Origin of the sequence: Bradyrhizobium sp. HKCCYLR20261 (assembly GCF_051168435.1) — a bacterium.
In the GTDB taxonomy this organism is placed as follows: domain Bacteria; phylum Pseudomonadota; class Alphaproteobacteria; order Rhizobiales; family Xanthobacteraceae; genus Bradyrhizobium.
This window is the reverse complement of the sequence record NZ_JBNPUZ010000012.1, coordinates 156,104-168,430: the sequence shown is the minus strand read 5'-3', so window position 1 is coordinate 168,430 and position 12,327 is coordinate 156,104. Positions and strand designations below refer to the sequence as shown.

9 protein-coding genes and 1 pseudogene are annotated in these 12,327 nt (G+C 63.4%); 5 read left to right on the top strand and 5 right to left on the bottom strand.

Features of this window, described 5'->3' with window-relative positions; translation table 11 throughout:
• Nucleotides 1-531 precede the first annotated feature (531 nt).
• The 3 genes from ACQR1L_RS24960 to ACQR1L_RS24950 are packed head-to-tail and all read right to left on the bottom strand — an operon-like array spanning nt 532 to nt 4,125.
• A complete protein-coding gene (locus ACQR1L_RS24960) occupies nt 532-2,007 on the bottom strand; it encodes a DUF3526 domain-containing protein (RefSeq protein WP_434860591.1) in 1,476 nt (491 codons plus the stop codon).
• A gap of 14 nt (nt 2,008-2,021) precedes the next feature.
• Entirely contained in the window at nt 2,022-3,419 is a 1,398-nt protein-coding gene (locus ACQR1L_RS24955; protein ID WP_434860563.1) for an ABC transporter permease subunit, read from the bottom strand.
• A gap of 1 nt (nt 3,420) precedes the next feature.
• On the bottom strand, nt 3,421-4,125 hold the full coding sequence (locus ACQR1L_RS24950; RefSeq protein WP_434860562.1) for an ABC transporter ATP-binding protein: 705 nt from the start codon (nt 4,123-4,125) through the stop codon (nt 3,421-3,423).
• A 216-nt stretch (nt 4,126-4,341) separates the two neighbouring features.
• Here ACQR1L_RS24950 and ACQR1L_RS24945 point away from each other — a divergent pair.
• Nucleotides 4,342-6,740 (top strand): annotated as a pseudogene (locus tag ACQR1L_RS24945) (TonB-dependent receptor).
• A 152-nt stretch (nt 6,741-6,892) separates the two neighbouring features.
• Entirely contained in the window at nt 6,893-7,819 is a 927-nt protein-coding gene (locus ACQR1L_RS24940) for an alpha/beta hydrolase (RefSeq protein ID WP_434860561.1), read from the top strand.
• Nucleotides 7,820-7,876: 57 nt separating this feature from the next.
• On the opposite strand, the gene ACQR1L_RS24935 is transcribed toward ACQR1L_RS24940, so the two are convergent.
• Nucleotides 7,877-8,887 (bottom strand): zinc-dependent alcohol dehydrogenase family protein, encoded by a 1,011-nt coding sequence (locus ACQR1L_RS24935; RefSeq protein ID WP_434860560.1) that lies wholly within the window; start codon nt 8,885-8,887, stop codon nt 7,877-7,879.
• 86 nt (nt 8,888-8,973) lie between these two features.
• Between ACQR1L_RS24935 and ACQR1L_RS24930 the strand changes: the two genes are divergently transcribed.
• The 3 genes from ACQR1L_RS24930 (at nt 8,974) to ACQR1L_RS24920 (ending at nt 10,709) form a co-directional block, all read left to right on the top strand.
• On the top strand, nt 8,974-9,321 hold the full coding sequence (locus ACQR1L_RS24930) for a MerR family transcriptional regulator (protein ID WP_434860559.1): 348 nt from the start codon (nt 8,974-8,976) through the stop codon (nt 9,319-9,321).
• Nucleotides 9,322-9,390: 69 nt separating this feature from the next.
• Complete coding sequence (locus ACQR1L_RS24925; RefSeq protein WP_434860558.1) at nt 9,391-9,981, top strand: hypothetical protein; 591 nt, start codon at nt 9,391-9,393, stop codon at nt 9,979-9,981.
• Between the two features lie 221 nt (nt 9,982-10,202).
• The gene (locus ACQR1L_RS24920; protein ID WP_434860557.1) at nt 10,203-10,709 is read left to right on the top strand and encodes a cytochrome family protein; all 507 of its coding nucleotides are present in this window, start codon (nt 10,203-10,205) and stop codon (nt 10,707-10,709) included.
• A gap of 204 nt (nt 10,710-10,913) precedes the next feature.
• On the opposite strand, the gene ACQR1L_RS24915 is transcribed toward ACQR1L_RS24920, so the two are convergent.
• Nucleotides 10,914-12,083 carry a TAXI family TRAP transporter solute-binding subunit gene (locus ACQR1L_RS24915; protein ID WP_434860556.1) on the bottom strand — a complete coding sequence of 390 codons (1,170 nt, stop codon included), beginning with the start codon at nt 12,081-12,083 and terminating at the stop codon, nt 10,914-10,916.
• Nucleotides 12,084-12,327 lie beyond the last annotated feature (244 nt).

Here is a 12,327-nt window from a genome sequence, read left to right as displayed (position 1 = left end):
CACCGCCACCTGCTTGATACCAGCATCGGGGTATCAGGACCGCACGACTTCGCCGTGCGCAACGAACCGTTCGTCCGCGCGGCACGAGGCCACGCTGCGATTCGCTGCGCCCATCGCATCCCACCTCCCACGTCTCGTGACGGTCGCGACACGCCCCTCCGGCGGAAGCAGGACGGGACCGGTTATACATCATTTCGGAAAAAATGAAAGAAGAATGTTGGGGGGGCAAGGTCGGTATGACGTTTACGGAGACTTGTCATACTGACGTAGTGTTTGTCAGGCTTAGTGTCGCAAAGATAATCCTCGAGGCGTTCGGAGCCTCGTCCGGAAACGCATCGCATGAGCGATGGCTCGCTGTAGGGAAGCAGTCGCCCCTGTTCCCTACGCCAGAGCGTGCATTCTGAGTTTCAGAGCATCACTTCAGCAATGATGCTGCGCCGTTTCCGGACGGGGCTCCAGGAGCTTCGAAACCTGCCGCGGTGTCGCCGGGCACCATTGAAGAGCATCGAGTTTCAGGGCCGCGTCGATTGTCTACACGATCGGTTGGCGCTTCGCCTTCGCGAGCGCGATCGAACCTAGACTGATCGCCAGCGTCATGATGAGGGCGATGCGGGACCAGACCCTCCATCGCGTATCGGCAGCCGTCAGTTCGACCCATTGCCACGTCGGGAGCGAATTCAGATCATCCATGGTGGTGGCCCGATCTTGCAGAATTCTTGGGGCGAAGAAGCTGCGCCAACGATTGTGGAAGGCTTCGGTCTGGGCTTTGAAGGCGACGAAGCGGAGGGAGCCGTTGCCGGCGACCGAGTTCAGCGCTTCGTTCACGAGGATGGCCGGTGACAAGAACCCGACCAGGTCGACGAGATGCTGCTGTTCCAGCAACTGGTTGTCGAAGCGCTTGAGTAGGGGCTCGATGCGCTCGTCGACGCGCTGCTTGGCCAGAAAGAAGGCCCGCATGCGCGACGGCACGTCGATCCGGCCGTCCTTCACCGCGAGTGCCTCCGGATCGGACGCGTAGCGATAATCGGCGCTGTAAAGGTTCTCATATTCCTTGAGAGCGTCCGCGGTGACGACGCGCGTCCGGCTGGCGAGTTCGGTTCGGGACGGCGCCGGGCTGATCGCGTCGACCGCGAGGTTCATGGCCACCGGCAGGACGAGCACCAGCACCGTCCAGAGCGCGATCATGATCAGGGCATTCTGCGATGAGGGTCGTCCAAGGACGTTGACCAGGGCGGCAGCTGCGAACCAGAACAGGGCGTAGCCAGCGACCAGCGCAGCCCACGAGAGCATGAGCAGGACAGGCTCCAGCGCACGCGTGTCCGGATGGCTGGCGAGGAGGGCGATCAGGGGCAGCGGAATGACGATGCTCAACACTGCGATCAGCCGCACCGCGACCTTGGCGATCAGCAGCGTCGCCAAGGACAGCGGCTGCGAGCACAGCATTCTCAGTGTGCCCTGTTCTCGTTCGGCCGACAGCAAATTGTAGCTCACACCGATGACGAGAAGAGGCAGCACGAAGACGATGACGAAAGCGACGTCGAAATGTCCGCTCAGGAGATTCCAAGGATTCTCGATCTCGGAATCGTACATGAACTGGACTTTGCTCAGATACGAGATGCGGTAATAGTTCGGCATCATGTCGGACTGGCCGACCGCCAGCGCCGCCAATGCGCCATTGGGCAGCACCGTATGCCGCCCCGCCAGCGTTCCCGCGAGCGCGGCCGGATTGGCCGGGTTGGAGAACGGCACCAGCGTCTCCTTGCCGGAGAGAACGGACCTCAGCGTGTCCTGGTTCTTCTGCTGCGCCTCGCGCTCGTGCTCCGTGACCTCGGCGATCATCCGCTCTCGGAGCGAAGCCTGTGCCATGCCAACGAACAGGCCGCATCCGATCATGAGCGCCAAGACCGCACAGACCAGCGGCAAGGTCCTGTCACGCAGAAGAACTCGGCTCTCGTGTTGAACGATGAGCCAGAAGTTCGAGGACAGGCGGGAATGTCGAGGGGACATCGTCGATGACCGATCTAGCGCATCAAGGGGCGTGACACGGCACGATAGGCCACCGCGACCGACAGGCTGAAGAGAGCCGCCAGCAGCACGAGGCTTTGCCAATGATGCGCCAGCGCGAATGACACTCGGGGAAGAGAATACTGGAATTGAGGAACGCTGGCCCACAACTCCGGTCCGGCCTTGTAGGTGAAATGCGCATTGCCCAGCGGGTCGGCGTGCTTGATCAGGTCGTCACTGACGATGTCCTGGATCGTGCGCCGTTGGGCTTCCGCCGCTGACGAAAAGTCGCGATGCTGCGCGAAGTCGGTGCCGGCAAGTCCCATCGAGAAGCCGCGGAGGGCTGTGACGGGGGCCAGCAGCCCGACCCAACGCTGCAGCCGCTCCTGACGCTCGAACGTGTCCCACAACCGGCCAAAGGTCTGGTCAAGGACACCGTATCCGGCGTGGTCGTCGACCTGGAGTGCGGCGCCCCATTTGCTCAGCGGAAGCGCGGCGTCCCATTGGGTGCGAACGCCGAAATTGGCAGCCCAGGCCTGGTCGGCCGCTTCTCCGATATCGTGTGAGAGGTGCTGGTCGAAGTCGAGGCGCGAGGGCGTCGGATACAGCAGGCTGGCCGCTTCCGAGGCGGCCCGCGGTGCGATCAACGTCGTCGCGACCCAGAACGCGAGCAACACGACCAGGGCGGCGCGCGACGAACGTACGAAAGCGGAAACGGCGAGCGTGAGGAAGATGTAAAAGCCGAGATACATGGCATATCCGGCGAAGAGCAAGGCGGCCCGACTGAGGATGTCGATGCGATCGACGGCGCCTGTCCGCGTCAGCAGAATGCCCAAGAAGACCAGACCAACCGGGATGGTGAGGACGGCGATACAGCCCGCAAGAGCCCCCGCCTTGCCAAGCAGCAGGCTGCGCGCGGGTACACCAAGGCTGAGCAATTGACGCAGGGTGCCCCGCTCGTACTCGCCGCTGACCGCGTTGAAGCCGATCGCGATGATCAGTAGTGGCAGCAGGACCTGAAGCACCCAGGCGGGAGACAGGCTGCCAAACCGCTGCAATCCGGTCGCGTCCTGCGCCGGCCGAAATTTCAACTCGCTCTGCCGGTGAGCCTGGAGCCACACCGTCGATCCGACATAGGGCTCGATACCGGGGTCGATGATCGAGAGCGGCGGTTCGGGCTTGAACACATGCATGCCCTGTTCGGCCGCATCGTGCGGGTGGCGTCTGCCCTGTTGCAGCCACGCTTCATAGTCGAGCGCCTGCCCGGCGCTGCGCTCGCTGTTGACCTGCGCGTGGCGCTGCCACCCCGCGACGAGGGCGAGGGCGAGCAGCAGGCAGATCAGGCCGCCCGCCCACAACAGCCGTCCGTCGCGAATGATCTCGCGCGTCTCCTTGGCGGCGATGAATGCAAACACGTCAGGTCTTCATGTGCTTGAGATAGAGCGCCTCGAGATCGGCATGACTGACGTCCTCGCTTCGGAGTTCCTCGACGAGGCGGCCGCGCTTCATGATGCCGATGCGCGTCCCCGTCTGCTTGGCATGGAAGAGGTCGTGCGTCGTGGTCAGAACCGCGACGCCCGACCTGCTCGCATTGATGAGCAGTTGGGAGAATTCATTGGCCGCGGATGGATCGAGGCCGGAGGTGGGCTCATCGAGCAGCAAGGCCCTGGCCTGCTTGGCGAGCGCGATGGCGATGCCGACCTTCTGACGCATGCCCTTGGAATAGGTCGAGACCCGGTCATCGACCGCCTGAGGAGGTAGACCCGCCGCGTCCAGCAGCTCGAGCAGTCGCGGGCGGGACAGACGCTCGCCGATGGCAAGCGAAGAGAAGAAAGAGAGATTCTCGACCCCGGTCAGCGTTGCATAGAGCGTCACCTGCTCAGGGATGTAGGCGAGCAGGCGCTTGGTTTCGAGCGGAGACTGGCCGACGTCGATCGTGCCGATCTTCAACTGTCCCGATGTCGGCTGGAGGAAATTCAAGAACAGGTTGATGAGCGTCGTCTTGCCGGCTCCGTTCGCTCCAAGCAGACAATAGATGTCCCCGGGCGACACGCTGAGCGAAACGTCATTCAAGGCGGTGTTGTCACCAAACTGCTTGGTCACGGCGATAGCGTCGAGCATCGGTGCTCTTTCATTGAATTGTCACGGCCGAATCCTCCGACCGGGCTTTGTGCCGAATGAGATACATGCGGCGCATGACAACACGATCCGGCCGCCAGTATGATCTTTCGTCCTTGACATCATACTCAGTGGATTCGAATAATCAATAAGCCGTGAAAGGGCTCGGGTGGACGACAGCAACGGGGCAGTCGTTCACCAGCACTGCTGGGGGTCGTCGTGCGTTATTTTCTTTGCTCGGTTTCGGCACTCAGCGTGTCGATCGCCATCGGCTCATGTGTCGCCTCGGTCGATGTGGCCGCGCAGACGTCGACGAGGGCCAGAGAACCAGCATTGCTTCCGCAGGTCGATGTATCCGCGCCAAAGCCACGGCGAGCGGCAACGACCTCGCGTTCGCCCGATGCGCAAAGGCGCCAATCTTCGGTTCGCTCCAACGTACCCCGCGCAGCGCCAGGCGGTTCTGTTGCCGCTCAGCAAGGCCAGGGAGACCAGCGCGGAATTGCGACGCCGTTGAATACGAACGCCGTTGCCGCAAGCGCCAGTCGTCTCGGACTCACGCCGAGGCAGACGCCGGCCAGCGTGGAGGTCGTCGGCGCCGAGACCATCCGCGAGCAGGGCTATCACACGGTGATCGATACCGTGAAGGGTGCGACCGGCGTGACGGCGGGCGATGCGCCGAATGACGTGGCCTACGCGATGCGCGGCTTCCAAGGCAACCAGATCAACGTCATGTACAACGGCATCAATATCGGTCCGACCGGCTTCACGGCGTTGACAATGGAGACCTTCAATCTCGATCGTGTCGAATTCCTGAAAGGGCCGTCCTCGGTCGTGTCCGGCCAGGGTGCGGTCGGCGGTGCGATCAATTTCGTGACCAAGGCGCCACATACCGGCCCGATCTCGCAGGAGGCGTTCGTCGGATTCGACAATCGCGGCAGCGTCCGCACCGGCTACGGCTCGGGCGGCAGCACGAAGATCGATGGTCTGGACTACCGCTTCGACATCAGCAAGTCCAAGGAGGTCGGCTTCATCGACGATACCGACACCAGAAATCTCCACGTCTCCAGTCAGCTGAATTATCGCTTGACGGACACGTTCAAGGTGTTCGCCGCAGCCGAGTTCAAGGACTATCAGGCAAAGCTCTACGAGGCACGCCTTTGGTGCCGGCGTCCTATAGTGGTGCTTTCGCAACCTCGGGGATCGTGTCCGGGAACAAGATCTCGGACTACAACGGCACCACGCTCAACAATGTCACGATCGACAGCCGGACGCTCTCCACCAACTACAACGTGCTCGATGGCCACAAAACCATCAAGGAATCCTGGGTGCGCGGCGGTCTCGAATGGGCCGCAACCAGCGACGTGACCGTCCGCAGTCAGTTTTACAACTACAATGCCAGCCGCGACTGGTACAACAACGAGGTGATCGCGTTCAACAACACGAAGGGCTTGCGCGACGACCAGCGGATCGATCGTGAGCGCTTCTATGTCCATCACAACCAGAACATGGTCGGCAACAATACCGACGTGACCTGGAATGCGAATATTCTCGGCCTCGACAATCGCCTGGTCACGGGCTTCGAGGTCTACCATCTCGACTTCGCCCGGCCTGGCGCCGCCAATTTTCCGAGTGATCAGGTCTCGCTGGTCGATCCAGTCCGCGGCTACTATGGTTCGCTGCAGATCCAGCGGCAGACGGCCGTCATCGACAGCTTTGCGATCAATCTGGAAGACCGGCTGAAGATCACCAACAACTTCGCGCTGATCGGCGGGCTGCGCTACAATCCGTTCACGCTGGATCGGACGTCGGTCGACAAGTTCGGGGTGACCAAGGGCGGCTTTCCGTACTCCGCGAACTGGGATCCCGTGACCGGACGGATCGGCTATACATGGGAGACAATCCCTGGGCTGACCTTCTATAGCCAGTACGCGACGGCAAGCGATCTCTCGGTGGGCAGCCTGTTCCTCTTGAGCCCGACACAGAAGCTCACCCTGACGTCGGCGCGGAGCTACGAGACCGGCGTCAAGAACCTGCTGTGGAATGGTCGCGCCGAATGGACGCTGTCGCTGTTCGACATCGAGCGCAGCAACGTCTACTCGGCGCAGGCGGGACAGCGGCTGAATCTTGCCGGAAAGGTCAAATCGCAGGGCGTGGAGGTCGCTGCGGCGGTGCGGCCGACGGCGGAGACGAAGGTCTGGGCGAACGTCGCCTACGTCAACGCCCGCTATGCCGACTATGACTTTACGGGTGGAACATACTCCGGCAACACGCCGCCGAATATCCCGTCTCTGGTCGTCAACGGCGGCGCCTCGTATCGGTTCATCAATCCAGGCTGGTTGCCGGTCGAGCTTGGCTTCTCCCTCCGTCATGTCGGCGACCGCTACACGACCGATGCCAACGTCGTCACGATGCGGGCCTATACGACGGCAGACGTGTTTGCCTTCGTCGATATCCCGAAATCCCCGATGTTCCCGACCGTCGACAACACCCGCGTCACCTTCCGCGTGCGCAACGTGACCGACAAGAAGTACGCCGCCTGGAGCGATCCGAACTATCCCGATCAGATTTTTCTTGGCGCGCCGCGAACCTACGAGATCGAGACCTCGTTCAAGTTCTGAGCCTGCAAGGCCGGTAGAGGCGTCCAGTCCGGGCGGCGGGATCAGTCCGTAGTTTCGCGGACGTCATCGTTCGTGACATTTTGTAACAACGCTGCGTGCGGCCTTCTTTAAGCAACGCGTGCTGCTATCGTCTCACGACGATGGAGCTCTCGATGTTGCGTTCGACGCTTGCGGTTTTGTTAGCTGCCGGCCTGTGGCTGCTGCAGCCCTTCCTTCTTTCACCTGCACTCGCGGGTCCCTTTCTGGAGCGGTTGCAGGCACGCATGGCGGCGCGCGAGGCCGAACGCCAAGGCGCACCGGCGACCGAATATGCTTATGGCGCCGATCCGCTGCAGAAGCTCGACGTCTGGCAGGCGCGGGGAGGCACCGCCGCGCCGCTGGTCGTGTTCGTGCATGGCGGCGGGTGGAAGCGGGGCGACAAGCGCAATGCGACGGGGGCTGCGAAGGTCGAGCACATGCTGGCGCAGGGCTACGCCTTCGCCTCGATCGACTATCGGCTGGTGCCGGCGGCGACGGTCGAGCAGCAGGCCAGCGATGTTGCCGCAGCGTTGGCGTGGTTGCGCAACAATGCCGGGCGGCTCGGGATCGATCCTTCGCGCATCGTGCTGATGGGCCACAGCGCCGGCGCGCATCTGGTGTCGCTGGTGGGGACTGATCCGCGCTATGTCACGGCAGCCGGGCTGTCGTTGCGCGACGTCAGCGGCATCATCGCGCTGGATGGGGCCTGCTACGACGTGGCGCGCCAGCTCGCCGATAGCGGCCGATTCATGCTCGACACCTACATCCAGGCCTTCGGCAATGACCCGGCGCGCCAGCGGGCGCTGTCGCCGACCCTCCAGGCGGCCAAGCCGAACGCGCCCGCGTTCCTGATCCTTCATGTTGACCGCGCCGACGGCAAGGCGCAGTCCGAGGCGCTCGGCGCAGCGCTGATGCAGGCGGGCACGCCGGCCGAGGTCCAGGGCGTCGGCGGCACCGGCCTGCGCGGCCACATGGAGATCAACCGCGAACTGGGCGATCCCGGCCAACCGGCCACCGCGATCGTCGATGCCTGGCTGCGCAAGATGATCGGCGCGAAGTGACATTGGCCGACCTGCCGCTGTTCTTGCGATGATGATTCCGGCGATCTGCCCACATGCCTACAGTCTGAGAACGATCTTGCCGAAATGCGAGCCGGACCGGAGATGGGCGTACGCTTCGGGAGCGTCGTCGAAGTCGTAGACTCGATCGACGATCGGATGGATCGCGTGTTCGCTCAGGAAATGATTCATAGCCGTGAAATGTTCGACCGAGCCCACGGTGACGCCGATGATGTCGGCATTCTCCCATTGCAGGCGGGCGAGGTCGGGCTTCGGGCCGAACCCCGTCAAGACGCCGATCTGAACGATCTTGCCGCTGGATGCGACCGAGCGCAGCGAGCGGTCGTAGGTGCCGGGTCCGCCGAGTTCGAGGACATGACTGGCGCCTTCGCCGTCCGTCGCTTTCATCACGGCGGCATCCCAATCGGGCGTGTCGCGGTAGTTGATCAGGATCGAGGCGCCGAGCGCCCGGGCGCGGGCGAGCTTCTCGTCCGACGACGAGATCACGATGGCGCGGGCGCCGAGTGCGGCCGCGAACTGAAGGCCGAACAGGGCGACGCCGCCGGTTCCCTGGACCAGAAGCGTGGCGGCTTTGCCCATTCCACCGCGCGCGACGAGGCCGTGCCAGGGCGTCACGGCGGCACAGGGCAGGGTCGCGGCTTCGATCGATGTGAGATGCGCCGGCACGGCGACCAGCGCCGTCTCCGGCAGCACCACGTACTCTGCCAGCATGCCATCCGTCGTGCTGCCGCCGAGGGATGACGGAACGTAGCTCGCCTTGAACGGCCCGGAGATCCAATCGCGAAAGAACGATGCGGCGACACGGTCACCTCTGCGCCATCGAACGACGTCGGGGCCGACGGCATCGACGACTCCTGCGCCGTCGGACAGCGGAACGCGGCCGTCGAAGCCGCCTTGGCCCGCTCGGTCGAGGATCAGCAGATCGCGGTAGTTGAGGCTTGCCGCCTCGACCCGCATGCGAACCTCGCCGCCGGCGGGTTCGGGTTTGTCGAGGTCGGTGCGCGCCAGGCGCCCTGCACCTGCTTGGCCATTCAAATGATAGGCTTTCATCGTTGCTCCCAGCACAAGGGGGACTCCACTTGGGCGAGCACGATCTGTAAGGTCTGACAGCACTGTCAGGGTCAAGAGGTTTTCAGATGAAGATCGGCGAACTCTCCCGACGGACGGGGGTGAGCATTCGGATGCTGCGCTACTATGAGGGCGAGGGCTTGCTTGCGCCGCAACGAACGTCAGCCGGTTATCGTGACTACGGTTCGGAGGATGAGGAAGCCGTGCGCCGGATCAAGCTGCTTGGCTCCGCCGGGATGACGCTGGAGACGATCAAGCAGTTGCTTCCGTGCGTGCGCAACACCCGTCCGGACTTCAGACCTTGCGACAATTTGCGAAGGATACTGGCGCAGCAGGTCGGCCTTCTCGATCAACGCATCGAGGCACTCAGCCAGAGCCGGACGATTCTCGCGGGCTTCATCTCGCGCGTGACCTGATCGCCGGAGACGGCGTCGCCCCTTTCCTGCTATCTTGTCGCGGACGGACGGAGCAGTGGAGGGACGGTCATGGCAGTCAACATGGCACAAAAGCGGGCCAAGAAGGCGCAGCGGCGCAAGCAGTTGGCAACCCTGGCGAAACGCGAGGACGCGATTCAGAACAGCTTGCCCGGCCGCGTGGCAAAGGCGGCGCAGGCGCCGATCCAGCATTGTTGCGTCAACGAAGGCCTTTTCGATGTCGGCATGGGGACGCTGCTCCTGGCGCGCGGCCACACCTCCCCCTACACGATGGCCGTGTTTCTGCTCGACAGCTTCGCGCTGGGCGTCAAGGACGTGATGTTCAGGACCATGGAGCGCGAGTATATCGAGCAATATATGGGGATGGCGGATGCGGGCGGGACGATGGTCCCGATCGCTCCGAGCGAGGCGCGCAAGTTGCTGCGCGATCTTTCCGCATGGTCAAAGGCCCATGGCTTCGCCCCGCACCGGGATTTCGCCACGGTGGAAAAGATCTTCGGCGACATCAATGCCGATGATAGCGACAGCGTGTTTCAATTCGGCCGCGATGGAAAGCCGGTCTTGATCGGCGATCTTGATCGCGACGCGCAGCTGCTGTTGCCGGACGATGCGCCGGATGCGGAGCTCGAGGATCGCGATTGAACTGAACCGTTGAGCTCCGATGGCGTACCATCAGCCTGCGAGGGGAAGATCGTATCCTGCACTGTGACCGCAGCTGATCGGCCACCGTCACTGCGTTCGGGATGCTGCGGGCTGGCGGCCTGCGCCATCAAGAATTTCTGATTGCTGCAATCAGGCAAACTGACTGGCAATGGGCAAGGCCCTTCTTTAGAAGCGTTCTAAATTTATTCGGAGAACGCAAGATGCCCTTCTGGAAGGTTCGCCAAGGCGTGCGGCTCACAGTGACGGCCGCAGGCCTTGCCGGGCTTGCCTCGCTTGCAATGGCGCCGGGGCTCAGCGCAGAGGCGCCGCCGCAGCCAGCCTATGTGCCGACTGTCAGCGACCTGATGATCGCGACCATCCAGCCGCGCCACGTCCGGCTGTGGATCGCGGCGCACAGCGGCAACTGGGCGTTCAGCGCCTATGAGCTCGGTAATCTCAAGGGCGCGTTCAACCGCGTCAGTCGCGCGCAGCCGCTGGTCGACGGCAACTCGTTCGCCGACATGAACGCAGCGGTGACCCAGGAGCCGATCGAGGCGCTGGCGCAGGCGATCAAGCAGAAGGACATCGGTCGGTTCGAGCAGTCCTATGCGGCGCTCACCGAAGGCTGCAATTCCTGCCACCAGGCCCTCAACCGCGCGGTCGTCGCCATCAAGGTGCCGAACGGCGCCAGCGTTGCCGATCAGGAGTTTTCGCCGGGCACGGAGTGACGATGGGCGATGTGATAGGCCCACCTCCAGGTGCTTGCGGCCTTCAGCGCCGGGAGCCTTCGGCCGCGCATCGACGCGCGAAGCGCTGCTGGAGCATGAGGCGACGCTGTCGCGGCGAACGATCGTCGCCAGTTAGTTGCTCCGTCATGCCCGGGCTTGTCCCGGGCATCCACGTCTTTCGAAACGCCGGACGACGTGCACGCGCTACCGCGCCTGCTGATTGCCGTCGCGCTTCATCCAGTCGCGGAACTGCTCGAACAGCACCCTCGTCTCGTCCTCGCTCAGCCGCTTGCCGCCGGTCGGCGCCCGCGTGCTCATCCACTCGTCGAACTGCTGCTTCACGGCGACGTTGCCGGCCTCCGGCGGGCGCGTGCTGGCGAGCAGCTCCTCCGCGGCGCGGAAGCGCGTCCAGCCGGGCAGCGACGACGACAGGCTGATCTCGTTCCACTTCGGATGGAACGGCGGCTGCTTGAACTGGTCGAAGCGCTTGAACAGATAGTCGACGAAGCGCGCGACGCGGCGATAGCGCTCGGTCTCCGCCGGCCAGTTGTAGACCGCGAGCACCTGCGGCACGCCAATGGTCTCGACCGTCTCGCCGGGCTTGAGCAGATTGGGATAGTCCTGCGACGTCAGCTTGGTCGGCACGTAGTAGTCCTGCAGGCTGCGCGCGAACGGCACGGGGAGGAAATGGAAGCCCGGCTCGGGCTTGAACTTGGCGAACAGGTCGGTCGGCTTGCCGGTGACGTGGACGACGCCGGCGAGCTCGCCGTTGCGCATCTTCTCCATCGCCACCGAATTGTTGATGAACACCTTTTCGACATTGATCTTGAGCCGGTCGAACACGATGCCGCCGGTCAGGTTCGCCGCGCTGCCGACGGTGTTGAACGACACCTTCTTGCCGGCGAGCTCCTCGAGCGATTTGATCTCGGGGCGGACATAGACGTGCATCTCGTTGATGTAGAACGAGCAGATGTAGCGGATGCGGTTCTTGATGTTGGCGAGCGTGCCGTTGCGCACGAATTCGTCGAGCACGTCGGCCGAGGTGATCGTGACGTCGACGCCGCGCAGATACAGCAAATCCTCGATGTTGCCGAGCGCGCCATAGGTCACCATCGGCAGCACGCGCAGGTTCGGCCGGTCGTCGAGCACCTTGGCCATCTCCGCGGCGAAGCGGATGTTGGTGCCTTCGAGCAGGCCGCCGGCGATGCCGACCGTCCACTCATTGGACTCCTGCAGCTTGCCGCCTTCGCCGACGGCGGTGGCCGTCGCCGCCGTAGGCTTGGCGGCTCGCGCCGTCTGCGCGGCAGCCGGCATAACCCCCGCGGCCAGACTCATTCCGGCCGCAACGACGCAACTCAACAACGCAACCCGCATACCTTGATGTCCCCCGCCTACGGCCGCTTGGTGACCCATCATTTGCGGCTCATTTGCTGCGCGATTATGCGCGCGCCTGTCGCTGGCCGTCTACTACTCTCCGGTTGGTTGACCCGGTGCCGCGAAGCGCGCGCCAATTCGCCACCAAAATGCCACATCCGTATTTTCGCCCTTGCTGCGGCGGAGTTGCGTCGAGGTCTTCGTGTGGATGAGCCGCGATGACGAGCCTGTCGGAGCTCGCTCG

Excerpts from the sequence above, each read along its gene's own strand:
- ACQR1L_RS24960 (WP_434860591.1), bottom strand. The coding sequence starts at position 2,007 with ATGTCCCCTCGACATTCCCGCCTGTCCTCGAACTTCTGGCTCATCGTT.
- ACQR1L_RS24950 (WP_434860562.1), bottom strand. The coding sequence starts at position 4,125 with ATGCTCGACGCTATCGCCGTGACCAAGCAGTTTGGTGACAACACCGCC.
- ACQR1L_RS24940 (WP_434860561.1), top strand. The coding sequence starts at position 6,893 with ATGTTGCGTTCGACGCTTGCGGTTTTGTTAGCTGCCGGCCTGTGGCTG.
- ACQR1L_RS24935 (WP_434860560.1), bottom strand. The coding sequence starts at position 8,887 with ATGAAAGCCTATCATTTGAATGGCCAAGCAGGTGCAGGGCGCCTGGCG.
- ACQR1L_RS24930 (WP_434860559.1), top strand. The coding sequence starts at position 8,974 with ATGAAGATCGGCGAACTCTCCCGACGGACGGGGGTGAGCATTCGGATG.
- ACQR1L_RS24925 (WP_434860558.1), top strand. The coding sequence starts at position 9,391 with ATGGCAGTCAACATGGCACAAAAGCGGGCCAAGAAGGCGCAGCGGCGC.
- ACQR1L_RS24920 (WP_434860557.1), top strand. The coding sequence starts at position 10,203 with ATGCCCTTCTGGAAGGTTCGCCAAGGCGTGCGGCTCACAGTGACGGCC.
- ACQR1L_RS24915 (WP_434860556.1), bottom strand. The coding sequence starts at position 12,083 with ATGCGGGTTGCGTTGTTGAGTTGCGTCGTTGCGGCCGGAATGAGTCTG.